We start from the raw sequence: 22,569 nt of genomic DNA, 5'->3' as shown, positions 1-22,569 counted from the left end.
TTCCTCGATTATTTCTTCAGGGACGCAGCAGCACGACGCGGGCCCTTGCGGGTGCGGGCGTTGGTGCGGGTACGCTGGCCGCGCACGGGCAGACCGCGCTTGTGACGCATGCCGCGGTAGGTTCCCAGGTCGATCAAACGCTTGATCGAGAGCTGCACTTCACGACGAAGATCGCCTTCGACCGTGAACACACCGACATGTTCGCGGACGCGTTCCAGTTCAGCGTCGCTCAGATCCTTGACCTTCTTGTCAAAGGGTACGTTTGCCGCTTCGCAGATCTTGCGAGCGCGCGTACGACCGATGCCAAAAATGGCGGTCAGGCCGATCTCGGCGTGCTGATGCGGCGGAATGTTAATGCCAGCAATACGGGCCATGACTGTTCCTTGAATAAATCCGTTGCGTAGTCGCTAACCCGGGTTAGCCTTGACGCTGCTTGTGACGCGGGTCGGTGCAGATGACGCGCACCACGCCGTGACGTTTGATAACTTTGCAGTTGCGGCAGATCCGCTTAACCGATGCCATTACTTTCATGGTTGACTCCTAATTTTCCGTAATCCGGTTTCCACTCACTTGGAGCGGAACACAATCCTCGCTCGCGTCAGGTCATAGGGCGTGAGCTCCACTGTGACCTTGTCACCCGGCAGGATCCGGATGTAATGCATACGCATCTTGCCGGAAATATGGCCCAACACCACGTGGCCGTTTTCGAGCTTGACGCGAAATGTCGCGTTGGGGAGGTTCTCCAGAACCTCGCCTTGCATCTGAATGACGTCGTCCTTGGACATTCTTTTGCTTACCGCATCGGCAAACCCGCGCCCTTGAAGTTCGCCTTCTTGAGCAGCGAGTCATACTGGTGAGACATCATGTAGGCCTGGACCTGCGCCATGAAATCCATCGTCACCACCACAATAATCAACAGAGACGTGCCACCGAAGTAGAACGGAACGTTCCAGCGCATCACCAAGAATTCCGGCAGCAGGCACACCAGCGTGATGTAGATGGCGCCCGCGAGCGTCAAACGCATCAGGATCTTGTCGATGTAGCGCGCGGTCTGCTCGCCCGGGCGGATGCCCGGAACGAACGCCCCGCTCTTCTTCAGGTTGTCTGCGGTTTCGCGGCTGTTGAACACCAGAGCCGTGTAGAAAAAGCAGAAGAAGATGATCGCGACCGAATACAGCGTGATGTAGAGCGGTTGACGAGGCGACAGGGCCGCGGCCAGGTCGCTCAGCCAGCGCATGCTCTCGCCGCTGGAGAACCAGCTCGTGACCGTGGCCGGGAACAGGATGATCGACGACGCGAAGATCGGCGGAATCACCCCGGCCATGTTCAGCTTCAGCGGCAGGTGCGAGCTCTGGCCACCGTAGATCTTGTTGCCGACCTGGCGCTTGGCGTAGTTCACCGTGATCTTGCGCTGTCCGCGTTCCACGAACACCACAAAAGCGGTAACCAGCACCACCAGAGCCACGATGAACAGTGCCGACAGCACGGACATCGCGTTGGTGCGCACCAGATCCAGCAGCGCAGCCAGCGCCGCGGGCAGGCCCGCGACGATACCCGCGAAGATCAGGATGGAGATCCCGTTGCCCAGACCGCGCTCCGTGATCTGCTCGCCCAGCCACATGACGAACATGGTGCCGGTGACCAGGGTCACGACGGTCGTGAAGCGGAACAGCATGCCCGGATCGATCACCAGTCCCTGCTGGGACTCAAGCGCAACCGAAATGCCCACGGCCTGCACCAGCGCCAGCACCACGGTGCCGTAGCGGGTGTATTGGGTAATCTTGCGCCGGCCGGCCTCGCCCTCTTTCTTGAGCGATTCCAGCGAAGGCACCACCACCGACATCAGCTGCATGATGATGGATGCCGAAATGTACGGCATGATCCCCAGGGCAAAGATCGAGAAGCGCGAGAGCGCCCCGCCCGAGAACATGTTGAACAGGCCGAGGATTCCGCCCTGGTTCTGGCGGAACAGGTCCGCCAGCGCATCTGGGTTGATACCCGGTACGGGAATATGAGTACCCAAACGGTAAACCACCAGGGCGAGCACCAGGAACACGAGGCGGCGCTTCAGATCGCCGTACCGTGCCCCGGATTTGCCCAATGCCTGTGCGTTAGCCACTCGTCACCTCGTGATCAAGCGAGCGAGCCGCCCGCGGCTTCGATGGCGGCGCGCGCGCCGGCCGTCGCCGTGATGCCCTTCAGCACCACTTTGCGCGAGAGTTCACCCGACTTGATGACCTTGGCGTAGCGAACCGCCTGGCCAATCACGCCAGCGGCCTTGAGCACTTGCACGTCGATTTCGTCGACGGGCACGGCTTGCAGGTCCGACAGACGGACTTCGGCGTACAGGTGCTGGCCCAGCGGCGTGAAGCCGCGCTTGGGCAGGCGACGCTGCAGCGGCATCTGGCCGCCTTCGAAGCCAACCTTATGGAAACCGCCCGAACGCGACTTCTGGCCCTTGTGGCCACGGCCCGCGGTCTTGCCCAGACCCGAACCGATGCCACGGCCGACGCGGCGCTTGGCGTGCTTGCTGCCCTCGGCGGGCTTCAGCGTATTGAGTTGCATATCCGACATGGTGATTCCTTAGGCTTCCGAGACGGAAACGAGATAATCCACCTTACGGATCATCCCACGCACCTCGGGCGTATCGACCAGCACGCGGCTGCTGTTCACACGGCCCAAGCCCAGGCCGCGCACAGTGGCGCGGTGCGATTGCTTGGTACCGATCACGGAGCGCACGAGGGTCACTTTGATCTGCTTCTGAGCCATGATTTACCCCAGGATTTCTTCGACGGTCTTGCCGCGCTTGGCAGCAACTTCCGCCGGGGTCAGGGAGGCGCGCAGGCCGTTCAACGTGGCGCGAACCATGTTGTACGGGTTGCTCGAGCCGAGGCTCTTGGCCACCACGTTGCGCACACCCATCACTTCGAAAATGGCGCGCATCGGGCCGCCGGCGATCACGCCGGTACCTTCAGCGGCCGGCGAGATCAGCACCGTGGAGGCGCCGTGCTTGCCCACCACCGTGTGGTGCAGCGTGCCGTTCTTGAGCGCAACCTTGAACATGCCGCGGCGGGCCTGTTCCATCGCCTTCTGGACCGAGACCGGCACTTCGCGCGCCTTGCCCTTGCCCATGCCGATGCGGCCGTCGCCGTCGCCGACCACGGTCAGCGCGGCGAAGCTCATGGTGCGACCACCCTTCACGACCTTGCTGACGCGGTTGACCGCGATCATCTTCTCGCGCAGGCCGTCATCATTCTCTTTTTCCGCGGCGTTCTTGCCTTGTACTTTAGCCATTTGACAGATCCTCGCTTAGAACTTCAGGCCGGCTTCACGCGCGGCATCGGCCAGCGCCTTCACGCGGCCATGGTAACGAAAGCCCGAGCGATCGAAGGCAACCAGTTCGATGCCGGCGGCCTTGGCCTTCTCGGCAACGCGCTTGCCCACCAGCGTCGCGGCGGCCTTGTTGCCGCCCTGGCCGGACTGGCCGGCCAGCTGGGCGCGCACCTCGGCTTCCACCGTGGAGGCGCTGACCAGAACGCGATCGCCTTCCGGCGAAATGATGTTGGCGTAGATGTGCTGGTTCGAGCGGAAAATCGAGAGGCGATGAACGCGCAGCTCGCTGATCTTCCGGCGGGTCGGAACCGCACGACGCAAACGGGAAACTTTTTTGTCCATGATTCGTCCTTGCGTGCGCCGTTATTTCTTCTTGGTTTCTTTGATGACGACGCGTTCGTCCGCGTAGCGCACGCCCTTGCCCTTGTAGGGTTCGGGTTCGCGGTACGCACGGATTTCAGCGGCCACCTGACCGACGACTTGCTTGTTGAAGCCCTTGATGACGATTTCCGTCTGGGTGGGGCATTCGGCCTTGATGCCGGCCGGCAACTTGTGCACGACGTCGTGCGAGAAACCGAGCTGCAGCTTAACGGCATCGCCTTGGACCGAGGCGCGGTAACCCACGCCGACCAGGGTCAGCTTGCGCTCGAAGCCCTTGCTCACGCCGGTGACCATGTTGGCCACCAGCGCGCGCACGGTACCCGACATGGCGTTGGCGTGGCGCGATTCGTTGGCGGCGGCAAACGTCAGCTTGCCGTTGTCCAGCGCGATCGAGACGTCGCCGGTCAGGGCTTGGGTCAGGGTGCCCAGCGGGCCCTTGACGGTGATCTGATCCTGCTGGATGCTGGCTTCGACACCCTTGGGCAGTTCGACCGGATATTTAGCGATACGTGACATTCGAATTTCTCCTTAGGCCACGTAGCACAGCACTTCGCCGCCCACGCCGTTGGCGCGGGCCTTGCGGTCGGTCATCACGCCGCGCGAGGTCGATACGATAGCCACGCCCAGGCCGTTCATGACCTGGGGAATACTGGTACGGCCCTTGTAGATGCGCAGGCCGGGACGCGAAACGCGTTCGATGCGCTCGATAACCGGGCGGCCAGCGTAGTACTTCAGGGCGATCTCGAGCTCAGGCTTGGCCTGGGTGCCCTTGATCTCGAAACCGTCGATGTAGCCTTCGTCCTTCAGCACGGTGGCGATGGCCACCTTCAGCTTCGAGGAGGGCATGCTCACCGTGGCTTTGTCTACTTGCTGCGCATTGCGAATGCGGGTCAGCATATCGGCGATGGGATCGCTCATGCTCATAATTCTTTCTCCTACCAGCTGGCCTTGGTGATGCCGGGGATTTCGCCCTTCATCGCCATTTCACGCAGTTTGTGGCGCGTCAGGCCGAACTTGCGGAAGACACCGCGCGGACGGCCGGTGACCACGCAACGGTTACGTTGACGCGTCGGGTTGGCATTGCGCGGCAGCTGTTGCAGCTTGAGCCGAGCCTGGTAACGTTCTTCGTCGGTCTTCGACTGGTCGTCGATGATCGCCTTCAGTTCGGCGCGCTTGGCGGCGAACTTGTCGGCCAGCTTGGCGCGCTTGATGTCGCGATTGATGAGGGAAAGTTTAGCCACGTCATCAGCCCCTTAGTTACGGAACGGGAAGCTGAAGGCGGTCAGCAGCGCCTTGGCTTCTTCGTCGGTCTTCGCGGTGGTGGTGATGCTGATATTCAGCCCACGCAGCGCGTCGATCTTGTCGTATTCGATTTCGGGGAAAATGATCTGCTCTTTCACCCCGATGTTGTAGTTGCCACGGCCGTCGAACGCACGACCCGAGATACCGCGGAAGTCGCGCACGCGCGGCAGCGCGACCGCAACCAGGCGATCCAGGAATTCGTACATGCGTTCGCCACGCAGGGTGACCATGCAGCCGATCGGGTAGTTTTCGCGGATCTTGAACCCGGCGATGGCCTTGCGGGTCTTGGTCACGACGGGTTTCTGACCGGCGATCTTCGTCAGGTCGGAAACGGCGTGCTCGATGACCTTCTTGTCGGCCACGGCTTCCGAGACACCCATGTTCAGGGTGACCTTGGTGATGCGCGGCACTTCCATCACGCTCTTGTAGCCAAACTTGGCTTGCAGGTCGGCGACGACCTTGTTCTTGTAGAAATCTTGCAAACGAGACATGTCTTTCGCCCCTTACGCCTTGGCGCCGACGACGGCGCCATTGGAACGGAACACGCGAACCTTGCGGCCGTCGACTTCCTTGACGCCGACGCGGTCGCCACGACCGGTAGCGGGGTTGAAGAGCGCCACGTTGGACACGTGGATGGGCATGGTCTTCTCGACGATGCCACCCGGGTTGTTGGCCATGGGATTGGCCTTCATGTGCTTCTTGACGACGTTGACGCCTTCGACCAGCACGTGCTCGGCGCCGACGCGGGCCAGCACGGTGCCGCGACGCTTCTTGTCGCGGCCGGTCAGGACGATGACTTCGTCGCCTTTACGAATGTTCTGCATCGTGGGCTCCTTACAGCACTTCCGGGGCCAGCGACACGATCTTCATGAACTTCTCGGTACGCAGTTCGCGCGTCACGGGTCCGAAGATGCGGGTGCCGATGGGCTCCAGCTTGGCGTTGAGCAACACGGCGGCATTGCCGCCGAAACGAATCAGCGAACCGTCCTTACGGCGCACGCCCTTGGCGGTACGAACCACCACGGCATTGTAGATTTCGCCTTTCTTGACGCGTCCGCGCGGAGCCGCATCTTTGACGCTCACCTTGATGATGTCGCCGATACCGGCATAACGGCGCTTGGAGCCACCGAGCACCTTAATGCACATGACGTGACGCGCACCAGTGTTATCGGCCACGTCCAGCGTGGTCTGCATTTGGATCATGATTTTTCCTGTTCCAACTTAACTGGAAATACGGTTTTCCCCACCAAGGGAACACTGCAATTCCTGCCAGTTTTGGTCCCGTCAGGTCAGCCGCCCTGCTTGTTTGCCGCGGCGCTGGGCTGCTTGGCAGCGCAACTTGCGGCGGGTTGGCAACGCAACGACCCTGGGTTGAAATCCTGCGGGTATTCCCCCAACGTGCCGATCGGCTTCGTTTGCCTTTGCACCACGCTTTGCGCGGCAAAGACGCCCTTATACCCAACCGACAATCTGGGAAAGCTGTTGATTCTATCCCGCCCGCCCATGAAACGCAAGGGCTTTTGCTGAAAAATTAAGCAGATACGCCACAGCCGGCAGCGCCCGCAATGCGTCCCTAGTTCTTGGGCTGGTAGTAACGCCGCTCCCAGGCAGCCTGGTTGGCTTTGCCGCGGCGGATTTCGTCGGTGAAGGGCGCGGCCAGCAGGACCAGGCGGTTCAGCCAGCGCACCGGCGCCCGGCACGGCCGCTCGAAATCCACGAACAGCACCGCGCGCAGCCCGTCGGTGTCGTTGTGGACCTGGTGCGGATACAGGTCGTCGAACACCACTGCCTCGTTTTCCTTCCAGCTGTAGCGCTGCCCGCCCACCTCGATCCAGCAGCGCTCCGACGGCTGCGGGACCACCAGCCCCAGGTGCAGGCGCAGCACGCCGTTGTATGGGCCGGTATGCAGGGGAATGCGCTTGCCCGGCTCCAGGATGGAGAAGAACGCGGTGCGCACCCCCGGAATGCGGCGCAGCGCCCGCGCCGTGGCGGGGCAACGCGCCAGGTTGCGCTCGGAACGCAGGCCGTAGCCCAGGAAGACGAAGGTCTTCCATTGGTCGTCCGACGTGATCATGCCCACGTCGGGCGAGATCTCGTGAAAGGAGGGAAGGTTCTGGCGCTCGGCCAGCAGGCTGTCGAGTTCGGCCCGGATGGCGGGCGCCTGCGCCTCCAGGTCCCGGACCCAGGGAAACTGGTTGTTATCGAAAATAGGACGATCGCCGACCAGGGATGCCTGCGCGATCCGGTGGTGCAACCAATCGATGAAACGAAAGACGATTCTGCTGTACAGGCTGGGCTTGACGGGCGGATTCTGGTCTATGGGTTGCACAGCGCTTCAAGGTCCGAAAACGGGGCGACGCGCTACATTGTGTCGGCCACCGCCCGGCCGCGCAAGGCTCCGGCCCCCGCATTGGCCCCAGGCTCGCGGCGCGCAATGGATCTCCCCTCGTCATACAACCTGGTTTAGACTGGCGTGGGCGACGCGTTCGCGACCTTTGCTATCCAACCCCTATTTCGCAAGGAAAGACAGGCATGTATGAACAGTTGGCGCTGTATATCGACGGCGAATTCATCGCCGGCGAGGGCAGGCGCACCCAGGACGTCATCAACCCGGCCACGCTCGAAGTGCTGGGCCAGCTGCCTCACGCAACCGAAGCCGATCTGGACCGCGCCCTGGCGGCCGCCCAGCGCGCCTTCGAATCCTGGAAGAAAACCTCTCCCATGGAACGCTCGGCCATCCTGCGCAAGGTAGGCCAGCTTTCGCGCGAGCGCGCCCAGGAAATCGGCCGCAACATGACGCTGGACCAGGGCAAGCCCCTGGCCGAGGCCGTGGGCGAAGTCGCCTCGTGCTCCGAGCACGCCGACTGGCACGCCGAGGAATGCCGCCGCATCTACGGGCGCGTCATCCCGCCCCGCAACCCCGACGTGCGCCAGATCGTGGTGCGCGAGCCCATCGGCGTGTGCGCGGCGTTCACGCCCTGGAACTTCCCGTACAACCAGGCCATCCGCAAGATCGCGGCGGCGCTGGGCGCCGGTTGCACGGTCGTGCTGAAGGGTCCCGAAGATTCGCCATCCGCCGTCATGGCCATCGCCCGCATGTTCCACGAGGCCGGCCTGCCCAAGGGCTGCCTGAACATCGTCTGGGGCGAGCCCGCCAAGATCTCCGACTACCTGATCCGTTCGCCCATCGTGCGCAAGGTGTCGTTCACCGGCTCGGTGCCGGTGGGCAAGCAGCTGGCGGCGCTGGCCGGCGCACACATGAAGCGCGTCACCATGGAGCTGGGCGGCCACTCGCCGGTACTGGTGTTCGACGACGCCGACATCGACCGCGCGGCCCAGATGCTGGCCAAGTTCAAGATCCGCAACGCCGGCCAGGTGTGCGTCTCGCCCACCCGCTTCTACGTGCAGAACGGCGCCTACGAGCAGTTCCTGGCCCGCTTCACCGAAGTGCTCAAGAACATCAAGGTGGGCGACGGCCTCGAACAGGGCACCGAAATGGGCCCGCTGGCGCACGAGCGCCGCGTGCCGGCCATGACCACCTTCGTGGACGACGCCGCGAAGCACGGCGGCAAGGTCGTGCTGGGCGGCGGGCCGCTGGACCGCAAGGGCTTCTTCTTCGCGCCCACCGTCATCACCGACCTGCCCGACAACTCCATGCTGATGACGGAAGAGCCGTTCGGCCCGGTCGCGCCGGTCGTGCGCTTCACCGACACCGAAGAAGTCCTCAAGCGGGCCAACAGCCTGCCCTTCGGCCTCTCGTCATACGTGTTCACCAATTCGCTGCAGACGGCCACCAAGGTGTCCAACGGCCTGGAAGCCGGCATGGTGAACATCAACCACTTCGGCAGCGCCCTGGCCGAGACGCCGTTCGGCGGCATCAAGGACAGCGGCATCGGCAGCGAAGGCGGCCTCGAAACCTTCGACGGCTACCTGGTCACGAAATTCATCACGCACATCTGACCCTGCCGCAGCGCAATACCCGGGCCCCGGACGTCGCCGTCCGGGGCTTTTTTGTCGGCGGCCGCGCGCTCAGTCCGGCCGACCGTCCCCCGCGGCCCGCAGGTCGCGCGGCGTCATGCCGAAACGGCGCTTGAACAGGCGGCTGAAATGCGAGGGATGCGCAAAGCCCGCCTGGTAGGCCAGCTCCGCGATGCTGCGATGGCGATGCCGCGGACTCAGCAGCAGCTCTCGGCACCTCTCGAGCCGCTGCTCGAAAATGAAGGACTCCGCCGTCAGGCCGCCCGCGCGCAGGATGCGGTGCAGATACGCCACGGACACGCCGCAGCCCTGCGCCACGCGCTGCGGCGAGAGCGCCGGGTCCGCCAGGTGCTGGCGGATGTAGGCCAGCGCCCGCTGCCGGTGCGCCACGGTCACGCTGCTGTCGGCCTCCGACGCCTGCCCCTGCCCCGGCTGCACCAGGAAAAGCACGATCAGGTCGATCAGCCGCTCGCCGAGTTCCGCGACCTCGGCATCCGACCAGCTTCCGATGCCGCTGAACAGATGCTCCATGTAGCTGGCCAGCAGCGCGCCGCGCGGCGAGCCGTCGTCCACGCGCAGCTTGTGGAATGCGCCGACGCGGGAGTCCCGCTGCGCCAGCGCGCTGCGCGGAAACGACACGCTCAGGCTGCGGTAGCCCGCGGCGCCCTGCGCCGTGGCCTGGTAGGGCAGGCTCTGGTTCATCAGGTACACGCAGCCCGGCTCGACCTGGAATTCCCGCCCCCGCTGCCGCACCGCCAGGGGTCCGGCCAGCGGCAGGCCGAAGGTGTAGAACTCCTGGTCCAGCCGCGACACGTTGCCCGCGGTGCGCTCGAGTTTCTGTCCCTGGTAGTGGAGATCGTTGAACTGGAGGCTGGCGCGGCGCACGTAGCGCAGATGCCCCGCGAAATCTCCCGCATCGCCGTGATGCACCTCGAACGGGCCGAACGCATCCGACAGCGCGGCGCGCCACGCGGCGCGCCGGCCGGGGCCGGCGCCGGCCGAAATGGCGAATTCCGTATCGGGCATGGCGCGGTCTCCTTGGACGCGGGTATCGGCGCCGGGCGCTCGTGATCCTGCGTCTACATATTCTTGACTCACCCTGCTCTGGGGCGTCGCGCGCCTTGTAGGCGCGCCTGGCGCAAGTCTATATTCAGCCCGATAAGCACACAACCTGGACAACCCGGGAGGAGACCCATGGCGAACGCGCCCGTGCCGGCTTCGCGCTACCTGCGTTGCGAGGGCCGCGAGCTGCACTATATGGAATGGGGCGCGGCCGACGCCCCGGCCGTCATCATGTGGCACGGCCTGGCCCGCACGGGACGCGATTTCGACGAACTGGCCCGGGCGCTGGCCGACAGCTACCGCGTCATCTGCCCCGACACGATCGGCCGCGGCCTGTCGCAATGGAGCCCCGACCCGGTCGCCGAATACCGGCTGGACTTCTATGCCGCGCTGGCCCGCGCCCTGCTCGACGGCCTGTCGCTGACACGCGTGCGCTGGGTGGGCACGTCGATGGGCGGCGCGACGGGCATGCACGCCGCCGCGACCACGCTGCGCGGCCGGATCTCGCACCTGGTGGTCAACGACATCGGCCCCGAGCTGCCGCAAGCCGCGGTCCGCCGCATCCTGGACTACGCCGGCGCCCCGCCGGCCTTCGACACGGTCACCGAGCTCGAGGCCTGGCTGCGCGCCGCCTACAAGCCCTATGGCTGGCAAAGCGACGAGCAATGGCGCAGGATGGCCGAGACCTCCATGCGCCGCCTGCCCGACGGGCGCGTCACCGCCCACTACGACCCGGCCATCGTCGGGCAGTTCAGCCACCACCCCGCCGACTACGACCGCTGGGACGGATACGACTCGCTGCGCTTGCCCGTCCTGCTGCTGCGCGGCGTCGACTCGGACCTGCTGCCGCCCGAGGTCGCCGACGCCATGACCCGGCGCGGCCCGCGCGCGCAGCGCATCGACTTCCCCGATTGCGGCCACGCGCCCGCCCTGAACGTGGCGCCCCAGATCGACGCCGTGGGCCGGTTCCTGGCCACGCCGGAAGACGCGGCGGCCATCCGCCACTGATACAGGAGACCCCCATGAAACGCATTCTGCTCGCCGCGCTGGCCGGCCTGTGCATGAGTTCCGCCGCGGCGGCCAAGGATTTCGTCGTGGCCCACGTCTATGACAAGACGGGCCCGCTGGAAGCCTACGCCAGGCAGACCCAGAACGGCCTCATGCTCGGCCTGGAGTACGCGACCCACGGCACCATGACGGTCGCTGGCCGCAAGATCCGCGTCATCGAGAAAGACAACCAGGGCAAGCCCGACGTGGCGCGCGCGCAGCTGGCCTCGGCCTACGCCGACGACGGCGCCGACATCGCGGTCGGCCCCACCTCTTCCGGCGTCGCGCTGGCCATGCTGCCGATCGCCGAGGAATACGAGAAGATCCTGCTGGTGGAACCGGCCGTGGCCGACTCGATCACCGGCGACAAGTGGAACCGGTACATCTTCCGCACCGGCCGCAATTCCTCGCAGGACGCCATCGCCAACGCGGTCGCGTTCGACCAGCCGGGCACCTCGATCGGCATGCTGACGCAGGACTACGCCTTCGGCCGCGACGGCGTGAAGGCGTTCAAGAGCGCGCTGAAACACGCCAGGATCGTGCATGAAGAGTATCTGCCCGCCAACGCCACCGACTTCACCGCGGGCGGACAGCGGCTGTTCGACGCCCTGAAGAACCAGCCAGGCCGCAAGATCATCTTCATTCTCTGGGCGGGCGCGGGCAACCCGTTCAAGATCGCCGACCTCGACCCCAAGCGCTTCGGCATCGAAATCGCCACGGGGGGCAACACGCTGGCGGCCATGACGCCGCTGAAATCGCTGGCCGGCATGGAAGGCGCGACCTATTACTACTACGGCATCCCGAAGAATCCGGTCAACGACTGGCTGGTAGCGGAACACCAGAAGCGCTACGGCCAGCCGCCCGACTTCTTCACCGCGGGCGGCATGTCCGCCGGCATCGCGATCGTGCAGGCGCTGGCCAAGACCGGCGGCAACGCCGATACCGACACGCTGATCAAGGCCATGGAAGGCATGAGCTTCGACACGCCCAAGGGCAAGATGACGTTCCGGCCCGAGGATCACCAGGCCATGCAGTCCATGTACCACTTCCGCATCAAGAACGATCCGTCGGTGCCCTGGGCCGTGCAGGACCTGGTCAGGGAAATCACGCCGGACCAGATGTCGGTGCCGATCCAGAACAAGCGCTGAATCCGCGCCCGCCCCATGCTGGAAACCCGATCGCTCACCGTCCGTTTCGGCGGGCACGTGGCCGTCAACGATGTCAGTTGCAGCTACGCGCCTGGCACCCTGACCGCCATCGTCGGCCCGAACGGCGCGGGCAAGACCACCTACTTCAATCTCATTTCGGGCCAGTTGCGCGCCAGCTCCGGCACGGTGCGGCTGGAGGGGCGCGATCTCACGCCGCTGGGCGCCGCCGCGCGCATGCACGCCGGCCTGGGCCGCGCCTTCCAGTTGACGCAGCTGTTTCCGCGCCTGAGCGTGCACGAGAACGTGCGGCTGGCGCTGCAGTCGCGCCGGCAGGGCACGGGATGGCGCCAGATCCGGTTCTGGCGCACCTGGAATGCCGACCGCGGCCTGATCGAGCGCGCCGACATGCTGCTCGCGCGCACCCGCCTGTCCGCCCGCCGCGACCAGCATGCTGCCGACCTGCCCCACGGCGACCAGCGCAAGCTGGAGATCGCGATGCTGGTGGCGCTGGAGCCCCGGGTGTTCATGTTCGACGAGCCCACGGCCGGCATGAGCGTGGACGACGTGCCCGTCGTGCTGGAACTGATCCGCGAGATCAAGTCCGATCCGTCGAAGACCATCCTGCTCGTGGAACACAAGATGGACGTGGTGCGCGAACTCGCCGACCGCATCGTGGTACTGCACAACGGCAGGCTGATGGCCGACGGCGAACCCGCGGCGGTCATCGCCTCGCCAATCGTGCAGCAGGCCTACCTGGGCCTCGGCCCGGCGGAGACGGCGGCATGACGCGCCCTCTGCTCGAACTGCGGGACGTGCATACGCACATCGGCGCCTACCACATCCTGCAGGGCGTGGACCTCGCCGTGCCGCCGGCGGCCGTGACCATGCTGCTGGGACGCAACGGCGCCGGCAAGACCACCACGCTGCGCACGATCATGGGGCTGTGGCGCGCGTCGCAAGGCCGGGTGAGCTTCGACGGAGCGCCGGTGGGCGGCCCGGGCACGCGCGCCTCGCCGCCCGACATGGCGCGCATGGGCCTGGCCTACGTGCCGGAGAACATGGGCATCTTCGCCGACCTCTCCGTCAAGGAGAACATGGTGCTCGCGGCGCGCCGGGCCAGGAACGCCAGCCAGCTGGACACGGCCCGGCTGGAGTGGATTTTCGGCTTCTTCCCCGCGCTGAAGAAGTTCTGGCTGCATCCCGCCGGCAAGCTGTCCGGCGGGCAGAAGCAGATGCTGGCGGTGGCGCGCGCCATCATCGAGCCGCGCCGGTTGCTGCTGGTGGATGAACCCAGCAAGGGCCTCGCCCCGGCCATCGTACAGAACATGATCGACGCCTTCATCGAACTGAAGCAGGCCTCCACCACCATCCTGCTGGTCGAGCAGAACTTCAACTTCGCCCGCCTCGTGGGCGATCATGTCGCCGTGATGGACAACGGCCGCGTCGTCCATGCCGGCAGCATGGCGCAACTGGCGGCCGACGACGAACTGCAGACACGCCTGCTGGGCCTGTCGCTGGGAAGCCACCAATGAGCACGCTCGAACTCGACATCCCGCTGCCGCGGGCGCGCGCGGACCTGCGCCCCGTCCTGCTGGTGCTGGCCCTGGCCGGCATCGCCCTGCCGCTGGTGGGGTCCCTGTCCACCTGGGCGACGCTCACCGTGGCCGGGCTGGCCATGGGCATGATCATTTTCATCGTGGCCTCGGGCATGACGCTCGTTTTCGGCCTGATGGACGTGCTGAATTTCGGACACGGCCTGTTCATCGCCATCGGCGCGTACATGGCGGCCACGGTACTGGGCGCCATGGCCGACTGGACGCAGTCCGGCAGCCTGTGGGCGAACCTGGGCGCGGTGCTGCCGGCCATGATTGTGGGCATGCTGGTGGCGGGCGCCGTCGGCCTGGCGTTCGAACGCGTGATCGTGCGGCCGGTGTACGGGCAGCACCTGAAGCAGATCCTCATCACCATGGGCGGCATGATCATCGGCGAGGAAATCATCAAGATGCTCTGGGGCCCGCAGACCGTTGCGCTGCCGCTGCCCGAAGCAATGCGCGGCGCATTCCTCGTGGGCGACGCCGCCATCGAAAAATTCCGCATCGTCGCGCTGGGGGTCGGTCTGCTCGTGCTGTTCGGCATGCTGTGGGTGCTCAACCGCAGCAAGCTGGGCCTGCTGATCCGGGCGGGCGTGGAAGACCGCGAAATGGTGGAAAGCCTGGGCTACCGCATCCACCATCTTTTCGTGGGCGTATTCGTCGCCGGCTCGATGCTGGCCGGGCTGGGCGGCGTGCTCTGGGGCATGTACCAGCAATCGGTCGTCCCGCAGCTCGGCGCGCAGGTGAACGTGCTGATTTTCATCGTCATCATGATCGGCGGCCTGGGCTCGACCGTGGGGTGCCTGATCGGCGCGCTGCTGGTGGGGCTGATGGCCAACTACACCGGCTTCCTGCTGCCCAAGGCCGCCCTGTTCTCCAATATCGCACTGATGGTCGCCATCTTGTTGTGGCGTCCGCAGGGCGTGTACCCGGTCACGAACCGCTAGGGCGCCGACATGTCTATCCGCCCGCTATCCGGCGATCCCCCCCGCAGCGCCGTGCTGGCGCTTCTGCTCATCGCGATCGTGGCCGGGCTGGCCGCCGCGCCGTTTCTGTTTCCGGGCCCCAAGTCGCTGGCCGTGGCGGCGAAGATCCTGGTGTTCGTGATCCTCGTGGCCAGCTACGACCTGCTGCTCGGCTATACGGGCATCGTCAGTTTCGCGCATACGATGTTCTTCGGCATCGGCGCCTATGGCGTGGCCATCGCCAGCGTGCGCCTGGAGCCGGGCTGGACGGCCGTGCTCGCGGGCACGGCGGCCGGCCTGGCGGTATCGCTGGCCTTCGCCCTGCTGATCGGACTGGCCAGCCTGCGCGTGCGCGCCATTTTCTACGCCATGATCACGCTCGCCGTCGCGGCCGCGTTCCAGACCCTGGTATCGCAGTTGTCCAACCTGACGGGCGGCGAGGACGGGCTGAACTTCAAGGTGCCGCAGATGCTGCGGCCAGCCTTCCGGCCATTCGCCGAGCCGGTCTTCGGCGTCACGGTCGACGGCCGCATCATTACGTACTACCTGATAGCCGCGGCCTGCCTGGCGCTCTTCCTGCTGCTGCTGCGCATCGTGAATTCGCCCTTCGGCCGCGTGCTGCAGGCGATCCGCGAGAATCCTTTCCGCGCCGAAGCCATCGGCTACCGCACGGTGCTTTACCGCAGCCTGTCCAATCTCCTGGCGGCCGCCTTCGCCACGCTGGCCGGCGCGATGTACGCGCTCTGGCTGCGCTACAACGGTCCCGACACCTCGCTGTCGTTCGAGATCATGCTCAATATCCTGCTGATGCTGGTGATCGGCGGCATGGGCACCATGTACGGCGCTGTGGTGGGCGCGAGCCTCTTCGTCTTCGCACAGAGCTATCTGCAGGACGGCCTGCACCACATCCACGAACGGGCTTCGGGCATCCCACCCCTGGCGCTGCTGTTCGAGCCGGACCGCTGGCTGCTGTGGCTGGGCATTCTGTTCGTGGTGTCCGTGTACTACTTCCCGACCGGAATCGCCGGGCGGCTGCGCGAACTGGCGCAGAAGCGCCGGCCCGCAAGTGCCGCCGCGCGCCGCTGATGCGGCCGGCGCGGGGCTAGCGGGCGCGCTGGCGCAACGCGTCGGCCTCGCGCCGCAGGCCGTCCACCCGGCGCTGCATCTCGTCCATGCTGCGCCGGATTCCGCTCCCGCCGTCGTCCAGCTTCGAGCCAGCCTGCGCCGGCGTCAGGCGCGGCATGCCGGCAACGCCTGCATCGAGCGGAATCATGGCCGGCGGTTGCGGATCGGCACGGGCCGGCCGGCTGTCCAGGATGCGCTCCAGCAGCCCGAGCTGATTGCGCTGCGCCTCGAGCGCGCGCTCCTGTTCCATCAGGGCGAGTTCGTCCTCGTCGTCGGTGCCGAAAATCGCGGCATGGTCGCGCGACCCCTGGGGCAGGCGCACGCGCGGCTCCGGCCCCGCCGTCAAGGCGTTCCGGCCCGCCGTCGCTTCGGCCGCGGCGGTCGCCCCGTCCGCTTGCGGCGGGCCGCCCCCGCTCTGCCGCCCCCAGGCCGGCAGCACCGCCGCCGCCAGCAGGCAGAGCACGAACCGACGGGCCTGCGCCCGCTTGCATGAACCTCGCATCCGGCCTCCGGGCCCGGGGTAACGCGCTCATCCGGCGGAAGAGCGCAAAAAAAAACGGCAAGGGATCGAACCCTTGCCGTTTTATATCAGAACGGCTTGCCTGGACGGCGGCCGTTCCGGGGTGCTGCTGGCTTAGATGACGCGAGCGGCTTCAACCAGGCGCACCACGCGCCACGACTTCGAGCGCGAAATGGGGCGGCCTTCGGCGATTTCAACCGTATCGCCTTCGTTGTACTGGTTCGATTCATCGTGCGCCTTGTACTTCGCGGAACGCATGATGATCTTGCCGAAGATGGGGTGCTTGACGCGGCGTTCGACCAGAACGACCACCGTCTTGTCCATCTTGTTGCTCACGACCTTGCCGACCAGCGTGCGCTGGCGCTTGGCCACTTGGGTGTTTTGAGTTTCGCTCATCTTTATTTCCCTGCCTTCTCGGTCAGCAAGGTACGCACGCGCGCGATGTCGCGGCGCACGTTACGAAGCTGGGCGGTGTTGGCAAGCTGCTGCGTGGCCTTCTGCATACGCAGACCGAATTGCGCCTTCAGCAGGCTCTCGAGCTCTTTGCCGAGCTCAGCGGCGTCTTTCGAACGGAGTTCGCTAGCTTTCATCTCAGTACTCCTTAAGCACCAATGTGACGCGCGACGAACGTGGTCGAAATCGGCAGCTTGGCGGCAGCCAGGCGGAACGCCTCGCGCGCCAGCTCCTCGTTGACGCCTTCCATTTCGTACAGCACCTTGCCGGGCTGGATCTCGGCGACCCAGTATTCCGGGTTGCCCTTGCCGTTACCCATACGGACTTCGGCAGGCTTCTGCGAAATCGGCTTGTCCGGGAACACACGGATCCAGATGCGGCCGCCACGCTTGATGTGACGGTTGATGGCGCGACGGGCGGCTTCGATCTGGCGAGCCGTCAGGCGGCCGCGGCCAGTGGCCTTCAGGCCGAACTCGCCGAACGACACGTGGGTGCCGCGGGTCGCCAGGCCAGTGTTGCGGCCCTTTTGCTCTTTGCGATACTTTCTGCGAGAGGGTTGCAGCATGGTTATTCTCCTTCAGGCGCCGGGGCCGCGTCCGCCTTGCGGGGACCACGGCCACGACCACCCGGACGACCGGTGCGAGCACCGTCCGGACGATCGCCACGCGGAGCGCGGCGCGGACGACGTTCTTCTTCGCGCGGGGCGGCGGTTTCCGGCGGCAGTTCGCCGTTGGCCAGCATGTCGCCCTTGTAGACCCACACCTTGATGCCGATCACACCGTAGGTGGTGTGGGCTTCGGAGGTGCCGTAGTCGATGTTGGCCTTCAGGGTGTGCAGGGGCACACGGCCTTCGCGATACCACTCGGTGCGAGCGATTTCGATACCGTTCAGGCGGCCCGAGCTCATGATCTTGATGCCCTGGGCGCCCAGGCGCATGGCGTTCTGCATGGCGCGCTTCATGGCGCGGCGGAACATGATGCGCTTTTCGAGCTGCTGGGCGATCGAGTCGGCGATCAGCTGGGCGTCGGTTTCCGGCTTGCGGATTTCCTCGATGTTGACGTGCACGGGCACGCCCATCAGACGCTGCAGATCGGCCTTCAGGCTCTCGATGTCTTCGCCGCGCTTGCCGATCACCACGCCCGGACGAGCCGAGTAGACGGTGATGCGCGCATTCTTGGCGGGACGCTCGATGACCACGCGGCCAACGGAGGCGCTCTTGAGCTTCTTCTTCAGGTACTCGCGCACGCGAATGTCTTCGGCCAGCATGGGACCGAAGGCCTTGTCGTCGGCGAACCAACGCGAGGACCAGTTACGGGTGACCGCGAGACGGAACCCAGTGGGGTGAATTTTCTGACCCATCGTGACTCCTTAGGCTCCGACCTTGACCGTGATGTGGCAGGTCTGCTTCTCGATACGGTTGCCGCGACCCTTGGCGCGAGCCGAGAAGCGCTTCATCGACTGGGCCTTGTCCACGTAGATCGTGGTGATCTTCAGCTCGTCGATATCGGCGCCGTCGTTGTGCTCGGCGTTGGCGATGGCGGACTCGACCGCCTTCTTCAGGATGCCGGCGGCCTTCTTGGGCGAGAAGGTGAGGATGTTCAGCGCCTGAGCGACCGACTTGCCGCGGATCAGGTCCGCGACCAGACGGGTCTTCTGAGCGGAGATGTGAACTCCACGGATAATGGCAGTAGTTTCCATCGCTTACCTCTTGGCCTTCTTGTCCGCGGCGTGACCCTTGAACGTACGGGTCAGCGCGAACTCGCCCAGCTTGTGACCGACCATGTTCTCGTTGATGTAGACGGGAACATGCTGCTTGCCGTTGTGCACAGCGATCGTCAGGCCGATGAACTCGGGCAGGATCGTGGAACGGCGCGACCAGGTCTTGATCGGCTTCTTGTCTTTGCCCGCGACGGCCGCGTCCACCTTCTTGATGAGGTGAGCGTCGACAAACGGGCCTTTCTTGATCGAACGTGACATAGTGTTCGCCTCTTACTTGCGCTTGCGCCGTTGGACGATCATGTTGCTCGTCCGCTTGTTGCGACGGGTCTTGTAACCCTTCGTCGGAGTGCCCCACGGGCTCACCGGCTCGCGAGCTTCGCCGGTGCGGCCTTCGCCGCCGCCGTGCGGGTGGTCGACCGGGTTCATGGCAACGCCACGAACGGTCGGACGCACACCGCGCCAACGCATGGCGCCGGCCTTGCCGATCTGGCGCAGGCTGTGTTCTTCGTTACCGACTTCACCGATGGTGGCGCGGCATTCGATGTGCACGCGGCGGACTTCGCCGGAGCGCAGGCGGACCTGGGCGTACGTGCCTTCGCGGGCCAGCAGCACGGCCGAAGCGCCGGCCGAGCGGGCCATCTGGGCGCCCTTGCCGGGGATCATTTCCACGCAGTGGATCGTCGTGCCCACCGGGATGTTGCGAATCGGCAGCGTGTTGCCGGCGCGGATCGGGGCTTCGATGCCCGAGACCAGCGTGGCGCCCACTTCCAGGCCGCGCGGAGCGATGATGTAGCGACGCTCGCCGTCGGCGTAGCACAACAGGGCGATGTGCGCGGTACGGTTGGGGTCGTACTCCAGGCGCTCGACCTTGGCGGGAATGCCGTCCTTGTCGCGACGGAAGTCGACGACGCGGTAGTGCTGCTTGTGGCCGCCGCCACGATGGCGCACGGTGATGTGGCCGTTGTTGTTGCGGCCCGAACCACGGGTCTTCTTCTCGAGCAGCGGCGCGTAGGGCGCGCCCTTGTGCAGGTTGGCGCTAACCACCTTCACCATGCCACGACGGCCAGCCGAAGTCGGCTTAACTTTCACGAGGGCCATTTACTTCACCTCCGCAAAGTCGATTTCCTGGCCATCCTTGAGCGAAACGTAGGCCTTGCGCTCATTGCGGCGGCGGCCGACGAAACGGCCAAAGCGCTTGACTTTGCCCTTACGGTTGAGGACCTGCACGGACTCGACCTGCACCTTGAAGAGCAGTTCGACGGCAGCCTTGATTTCCGGCTTGGTAGCGTCAGCCACGACACGGAAAGCGATTTGCTGATTCTTCTCGGCGACGAAGGTGGCCTTTTCGGTCACGATCGGGGCCAGAATGACTTGCATCAAGCGTTCAGCGTTCATCCCAGCATCTCCTCGAGTTGAGCGATGGCCGGCTTGGTGATCAGCACTTTCTTGTAGTGGACCAGCGACAACGGATCGGCATAACGGGGCTCGACCACGGCAACGTGCGGCAGGTTGCGGGTGGCGAGGTAAACATTTTCATCGACGTTGTCGGTGATGATCAGGACCGAATCCAGGCCCAGGCTCTTCAGCTTGGCGGCAGCCAGCTTGGTCTTGGGCGATTCGAGATCAAACGACTCGACCACGGCGATGCGGTCTTCGCGGGCCAGCTGCGACAGGATCGAGCGGATCCCGGCGCGGTACATCTTCTTGTTGACCTTCTGGCTGAAGTTCTCTTCGGGCGAGTTCGGGAAAATCCGGCCACCCCCACGCCACAGCGGCGACGAGGTCATACCGGCGCGAGCGCGGCCGGTACCCTTCTGGCGCCAGGGCTTCTTGGTGGTGTGCTTGACTTCGGAACGGTCCTTCTGGGCACGGTTGCCGGAGCGGGCATTGGCCTGGAAGGCCACCACGATCTGGTGAATCAGCGCTTCGTTGAAGTCGCGGCCGAAGATGGTGTCGGGCGCGCTGAACGTAGCGGCCTGACCTTGGTCGTTCAGGAGCTTGAGATCCATTTACTTACGCTCCCTTCTTGGCCGGGGCCTTGATGGCCGGACGCACGACGATGTCGGAGCCGGCGTGGCCGGGGACAGCGCCCTTGACCAGCAGCAGGCCGCGCTCGGCGTCGACGCGAACGATGTCCAGGTTTTGAACGGTGCGGGTGACGTCACCCAGGTGGCCAGCCATGCGCTTGCCCGGGAAGATGCGGCCCGGATCCTGCGCCTGACCGATCGAGCCCGGGACGCGGTGCGAACGGGAGTTACCGTGCGAGGCGCGTTGCGAGCCGAAGTTGTGGCGCTTGATCGTGCCGGCGAAACCCTTACCGATGGTGGTGCCCGTCACGTCGACCTGTTGGCCGGCTTCGAACACGGATTCCACGGCGATGACGGCGCCAGCCGAAAATTCGGCGGCACGGGCGGGGTCGAGGCGGAACTCTTTGAGGATGCTGCCGGCTTCAACGCCAGCTTTGGCGTAGTGGCCGGTTTGCGACTTGGCCACACGCGAGGCACGGCGGGTGCCGTAAGCCACCTGGATGGCGGCGTAGCCGTCGGTTTCCAGCGACTTAACTTGGGTCACGCGGTTGTTCGACACGTCCAGCACGGTCACCGGGATGGATTCGCCTTCCTCGGTGAAAATGCGGGTCATGCCGACCTTGCGACCCACCAGACCCAGCCGGTGAGCGGCGGGCGTGGGTGTCGAATTCGACATCGTTTTCTCCATTCCCGACTGCGATTGGTCGGGGCTAATCGGGCAAAGGGTAACGGCCTTCGCCCTACGACTATGTTCAACGCTGGGCCCCGAAAGCGCCCCACCCGTGGCAGCGCCGGGTCAATAACCTGGCAACCGGCGGGCAAAAACGCAAGGCAAGGCCCAAAGTCAGACTTGCCACAAAATGGCAAGCTTCGCATATTAGCACGTTTTTTCCAGGCGGCACAAGCACTTAGCCTGTGGGGCGTACGCGACGCCCCTTGTCGCGGCGCCAACGCGGACGCCGAGGCGCCGGAAGCGGCAATGGCGCCGCACGCCGCGTTCCCGCGCGGGCCGTCTCTGGCCCGACGGAAGGCAATACCCGGGCGGGATGCCAAGACAAAGACAAAACGGCCGCATTCTTGCGAATGCGGCCGTTTCTTTCCGGACCGCGCCGATGGCGCGGGACCAGGAACGCCTTACTGCAGTGCGATTTCGACGTCGACGCCAGCCGGCAGGTCCAGACGCATCAGGGCGTCAACGGTCTTGTCGGTGGGATCCACGATGTCCATCAGGCGCTGATGGGTGCGGATCTCGAACTGGTCGCGCGAGGTCTTGTTGACGTGCGGCGAACGCAGCACGTCGTAGCGGCGGATGCGCGTGGGCAGCGGCACGGGACCACGGACGACGGCGCCGGTACGCTTGGCGGTATCGACGATTTCCGCAGCAGACTGATCGATCAGCTTGTAATCGAAGGCTTTCAGACGGATGCGGATCTTTTGGTTTTTCATGGCGTTTCCTAAAGAACGAAAAACGAAGGCGGCCGGGGAGGACAGAGCCGCCTTCGCTCAGGGGTGCAACTTAGGCGATGATCTTGGCGACCACGCCGGCGCCGACGGTACGGCCGCCTTCACGGATGGCGAAGCGCAGACCTTCTTCCATGGCGATCGGCGACAGCAGCTTGACCGTCATCGTCACGTTGTCGCCCGGCAGCACCATCTCCTTGTCCTTGGGCAGATCGATCGTGCCCGTCACGTCCGTCGTGCGGAAGTAGAACTGCGGACGGTAGCCGTTGAAGAACGGCGTGTGGCGCCCACCCTCTTCCTTGGACAGAATGTACACCTCCGAGGTGAAGTCCGTGTGCGGCGTGATCGAACCCGGCTTGGCCAGCACCTGGCCGCGCTCGACGTCTTCACGCTTGGTGCCGCGCAGCAGAATGCCCACGTTGTCGCCCGCCTGGCCTTGGTCCAGCAGCTTGCGGA

The 22,569-nt window shown here is 65.1% G+C and carries 36 protein-coding genes; 7 read left to right on the top strand and 29 right to left on the bottom strand.

Features of this window, described 5'->3' with window-relative positions; translation table 11 throughout:
* Positions 1-8: 8 nt before the first annotated feature.
* From rpsM to NGJ44_RS13695, 15 genes are all read right to left on the bottom strand, one after another.
* Complete coding sequence (gene rpsM / locus NGJ44_RS13765; RefSeq protein ID WP_006389632.1) at positions 9-374, bottom strand: 30S ribosomal protein S13; 366 nt, start codon at positions 372-374, stop codon at positions 9-11.
* A gap of 43 nt (positions 375-417) precedes the next feature.
* Positions 418-531: a 50S ribosomal protein L36 gene (gene rpmJ, locus NGJ44_RS13760; RefSeq protein ID WP_003806928.1), complete on the bottom strand. Its 114-nt coding sequence runs from the start codon at positions 529-531 to the stop codon at positions 418-420.
* 35 nt (positions 532-566) lie between these two features.
* Positions 567-785, bottom strand: coding sequence for a translation initiation factor IF-1 (gene infA / locus NGJ44_RS13755; RefSeq protein WP_003806927.1), 219 nt, complete (start codon positions 783-785; stop codon positions 567-569).
* Positions 786-793: 8 nt separating this feature from the next.
* Positions 794-2,119, bottom strand: a complete 1,326-nt coding sequence (gene secY / locus NGJ44_RS13750; protein ID WP_053244293.1) for a preprotein translocase subunit SecY — start codon at positions 2,117-2,119, stop codon at positions 794-796.
* Between the two features lie 14 nt (positions 2,120-2,133).
* Entirely contained in the window at positions 2,134-2,574 is a 441-nt protein-coding gene (gene rplO, locus NGJ44_RS13745; protein WP_020925824.1) for a 50S ribosomal protein L15, read from the bottom strand.
* Positions 2,575-2,583: 9 nt separating this feature from the next.
* A complete protein-coding gene (rpmD, locus tag NGJ44_RS13740; protein WP_053244292.1) occupies positions 2,584-2,769 on the bottom strand; it encodes a 50S ribosomal protein L30 in 186 nt (61 codons plus the stop codon).
* Between the two features lie 3 nt (positions 2,770-2,772).
* Positions 2,773-3,294: a 30S ribosomal protein S5 gene (rpsE, locus tag NGJ44_RS13735; RefSeq protein WP_053244291.1), complete on the bottom strand. Its 522-nt coding sequence runs from the start codon at positions 3,292-3,294 to the stop codon at positions 2,773-2,775.
* Between the two features lie 15 nt (positions 3,295-3,309).
* Positions 3,310-3,675 (bottom strand): 50S ribosomal protein L18, encoded by a 366-nt coding sequence (gene rplR, locus NGJ44_RS13730; RefSeq protein WP_053244290.1) that lies wholly within the window; start codon positions 3,673-3,675, stop codon positions 3,310-3,312.
* 21 nt (positions 3,676-3,696) lie between these two features.
* Positions 3,697-4,230 carry a 50S ribosomal protein L6 gene (rplF, locus tag NGJ44_RS13725; protein WP_053244289.1) on the bottom strand — a complete coding sequence of 178 codons (534 nt, stop codon included), beginning with the start codon at positions 4,228-4,230 and terminating at the stop codon, positions 3,697-3,699.
* Positions 4,231-4,242: 12 nt separating this feature from the next.
* Entirely contained in the window at positions 4,243-4,638 is a 396-nt protein-coding gene (gene rpsH / locus NGJ44_RS13720; protein ID WP_053244288.1) for a 30S ribosomal protein S8, read from the bottom strand.
* Between the two features lie 11 nt (positions 4,639-4,649).
* Positions 4,650-4,955, bottom strand: coding sequence for a 30S ribosomal protein S14 (gene rpsN / locus NGJ44_RS13715; protein WP_006216527.1), 306 nt, complete (start codon positions 4,953-4,955; stop codon positions 4,650-4,652).
* A 12-nt stretch (positions 4,956-4,967) separates the two neighbouring features.
* A complete protein-coding gene (gene rplE, locus NGJ44_RS13710) occupies positions 4,968-5,507 on the bottom strand; it encodes a 50S ribosomal protein L5 (RefSeq protein ID WP_053244287.1) in 540 nt (179 codons plus the stop codon).
* Positions 5,508-5,519: 12 nt separating this feature from the next.
* Positions 5,520-5,840, bottom strand: coding sequence for a 50S ribosomal protein L24 (gene rplX, locus NGJ44_RS13705; protein WP_053244286.1), 321 nt, complete (start codon positions 5,838-5,840; stop codon positions 5,520-5,522).
* 10 nt (positions 5,841-5,850) lie between these two features.
* Positions 5,851-6,219, bottom strand: coding sequence for a 50S ribosomal protein L14 (gene rplN / locus NGJ44_RS13700; protein ID WP_006216531.1), 369 nt, complete (start codon positions 6,217-6,219; stop codon positions 5,851-5,853).
* 370 nt (positions 6,220-6,589) lie between these two features.
* Entirely contained in the window at positions 6,590-7,345 is a 756-nt protein-coding gene (locus tag NGJ44_RS13695) for an aspartyl/asparaginyl beta-hydroxylase domain-containing protein (RefSeq protein ID WP_053244285.1), read from the bottom strand.
* Positions 7,346-7,548: 203 nt separating this feature from the next.
* Here NGJ44_RS13695 and NGJ44_RS13690 point away from each other — a divergent pair, with 203 nt between their 5' ends.
* On the top strand, positions 7,549-8,976 hold the full coding sequence (locus NGJ44_RS13690) for an NAD-dependent succinate-semialdehyde dehydrogenase (protein WP_053244284.1): 1,428 nt from the start codon (positions 7,549-7,551) through the stop codon (positions 8,974-8,976).
* A gap of 69 nt (positions 8,977-9,045) precedes the next feature.
* On the opposite strand, the gene NGJ44_RS13685 is transcribed toward NGJ44_RS13690, so the two are convergent.
* Positions 9,046-10,020, bottom strand: a complete 975-nt coding sequence (locus NGJ44_RS13685; protein WP_251864251.1) for an AraC-like ligand-binding domain-containing protein — start codon at positions 10,018-10,020, stop codon at positions 9,046-9,048.
* 168 nt (positions 10,021-10,188) lie between these two features.
* Between NGJ44_RS13685 and NGJ44_RS13680 the strand changes: the two genes are divergently transcribed.
* Genes NGJ44_RS13680 through NGJ44_RS13655 form a run of 6 tightly spaced genes read left to right on the top strand, consistent with a single transcriptional unit; the run spans position 10,189 to position 15,894 of the window.
* Positions 10,189-11,064, top strand: coding sequence for an alpha/beta fold hydrolase (locus NGJ44_RS13680; RefSeq protein ID WP_251864250.1), 876 nt, complete (start codon positions 10,189-10,191; stop codon positions 11,062-11,064).
* A gap of 14 nt (positions 11,065-11,078) precedes the next feature.
* Entirely contained in the window at positions 11,079-12,251 is a 1,173-nt protein-coding gene (locus tag NGJ44_RS13675) for a substrate-binding domain-containing protein (RefSeq protein WP_251864249.1), read from the top strand.
* A 15-nt stretch (positions 12,252-12,266) separates the two neighbouring features.
* Entirely contained in the window at positions 12,267-13,037 is a 771-nt protein-coding gene (locus tag NGJ44_RS13670) for an ABC transporter ATP-binding protein (RefSeq protein WP_053244282.1), read from the top strand.
* The gene (locus tag NGJ44_RS13665; protein ID WP_053244281.1) at positions 13,034-13,783 is read left to right on the top strand and encodes an ABC transporter ATP-binding protein; all 750 of its coding nucleotides are present in this window, start codon (positions 13,034-13,036) and stop codon (positions 13,781-13,783) included. The genes NGJ44_RS13670 and NGJ44_RS13665 overlap by 4 nt, the downstream gene beginning before the upstream one ends.
* Complete coding sequence (locus NGJ44_RS13660; RefSeq protein ID WP_251864248.1) at positions 13,780-14,790, top strand: branched-chain amino acid ABC transporter permease; 1,011 nt, start codon at positions 13,780-13,782, stop codon at positions 14,788-14,790. Before NGJ44_RS13665 ends, NGJ44_RS13660 begins: the two co-directional genes overlap by 4 nt.
* A 9-nt stretch (positions 14,791-14,799) precedes the next feature.
* Positions 14,800-15,894 (top strand): branched-chain amino acid ABC transporter permease, encoded by a 1,095-nt coding sequence (locus NGJ44_RS13655; protein WP_251864247.1) that lies wholly within the window; start codon positions 14,800-14,802, stop codon positions 15,892-15,894.
* Between the two features lie 16 nt (positions 15,895-15,910).
* On the opposite strand, the gene NGJ44_RS13650 is transcribed toward NGJ44_RS13655, so the two are convergent.
* The 13 genes from NGJ44_RS13650 to NGJ44_RS13590 form a co-directional block, all read right to left on the bottom strand.
* Positions 15,911-16,435, bottom strand: a complete 525-nt coding sequence (locus NGJ44_RS13650) for a hypothetical protein (RefSeq protein WP_251864246.1) — start codon at positions 16,433-16,435, stop codon at positions 15,911-15,913.
* 132 nt (positions 16,436-16,567) lie between these two features.
* Positions 16,568-16,849 carry a 30S ribosomal protein S17 gene (gene rpsQ, locus NGJ44_RS13645; protein ID WP_053244278.1) on the bottom strand — a complete coding sequence of 94 codons (282 nt, stop codon included), beginning with the start codon at positions 16,847-16,849 and terminating at the stop codon, positions 16,568-16,570.
* 2 nt (positions 16,850-16,851) lie between these two features.
* A complete protein-coding gene (rpmC, locus tag NGJ44_RS13640) occupies positions 16,852-17,043 on the bottom strand; it encodes a 50S ribosomal protein L29 (RefSeq protein WP_053244277.1) in 192 nt (63 codons plus the stop codon).
* 11 nt (positions 17,044-17,054) lie between these two features.
* A complete protein-coding gene (rplP, locus tag NGJ44_RS13635) occupies positions 17,055-17,471 on the bottom strand; it encodes a 50S ribosomal protein L16 (RefSeq protein ID WP_053244276.1) in 417 nt (138 codons plus the stop codon).
* Between the two features lie 2 nt (positions 17,472-17,473).
* Complete coding sequence (gene rpsC, locus NGJ44_RS13630) at positions 17,474-18,265, bottom strand: 30S ribosomal protein S3 (protein ID WP_053244275.1); 792 nt, start codon at positions 18,263-18,265, stop codon at positions 17,474-17,476.
* Between the two features lie 9 nt (positions 18,266-18,274).
* Positions 18,275-18,604 (bottom strand): 50S ribosomal protein L22, encoded by a 330-nt coding sequence (gene rplV / locus NGJ44_RS13625; RefSeq protein WP_053244274.1) that lies wholly within the window; start codon positions 18,602-18,604, stop codon positions 18,275-18,277.
* 3 nt (positions 18,605-18,607) lie between these two features.
* The gene (rpsS, locus tag NGJ44_RS13620) at positions 18,608-18,883 is read right to left on the bottom strand and encodes a 30S ribosomal protein S19 (RefSeq protein ID WP_053244273.1); all 276 of its coding nucleotides are present in this window, start codon (positions 18,881-18,883) and stop codon (positions 18,608-18,610) included.
* A 12-nt stretch (positions 18,884-18,895) separates the two neighbouring features.
* Positions 18,896-19,723, bottom strand: coding sequence for a 50S ribosomal protein L2 (rplB, locus tag NGJ44_RS13615; RefSeq protein ID WP_053244272.1), 828 nt, complete (start codon positions 19,721-19,723; stop codon positions 18,896-18,898).
* Entirely contained in the window at positions 19,724-20,020 is a 297-nt protein-coding gene (gene rplW / locus NGJ44_RS13610; protein ID WP_053244271.1) for a 50S ribosomal protein L23, read from the bottom strand.
* The gene (rplD, locus tag NGJ44_RS13605; RefSeq protein WP_053244270.1) at positions 20,017-20,634 is read right to left on the bottom strand and encodes a 50S ribosomal protein L4; all 618 of its coding nucleotides are present in this window, start codon (positions 20,632-20,634) and stop codon (positions 20,017-20,019) included. Before rplD ends, rplW begins: the two co-directional genes overlap by 4 nt.
* A 4-nt stretch (positions 20,635-20,638) precedes the next feature.
* Positions 20,639-21,328: a 50S ribosomal protein L3 gene (gene rplC / locus NGJ44_RS13600; RefSeq protein WP_053244269.1), complete on the bottom strand. Its 690-nt coding sequence runs from the start codon at positions 21,326-21,328 to the stop codon at positions 20,639-20,641.
* 458 nt (positions 21,329-21,786) lie between these two features.
* A complete protein-coding gene (gene rpsJ, locus NGJ44_RS13595; protein ID WP_003806903.1) occupies positions 21,787-22,098 on the bottom strand; it encodes a 30S ribosomal protein S10 in 312 nt (103 codons plus the stop codon).
* Between the two features lie 70 nt (positions 22,099-22,168).
* Positions 22,169-22,569: EF-Tu C-terminal domain-related protein (locus tag NGJ44_RS13590; protein WP_251864245.1), on the bottom strand; the 401-nt coding region annotated here is incomplete at its 5' end.

Origin of the sequence: Achromobacter sp. Marseille-Q4962, assembly GCF_943737005.1 — a bacterium.
In the GTDB taxonomy this organism is placed as follows: Bacteria; Pseudomonadota; Gammaproteobacteria; order Burkholderiales; family Burkholderiaceae_B; genus Achromobacter.
Note: the sequence above shows the minus strand (reverse complement) of the source record. Positions and strands in the feature narration are given on the sequence as shown.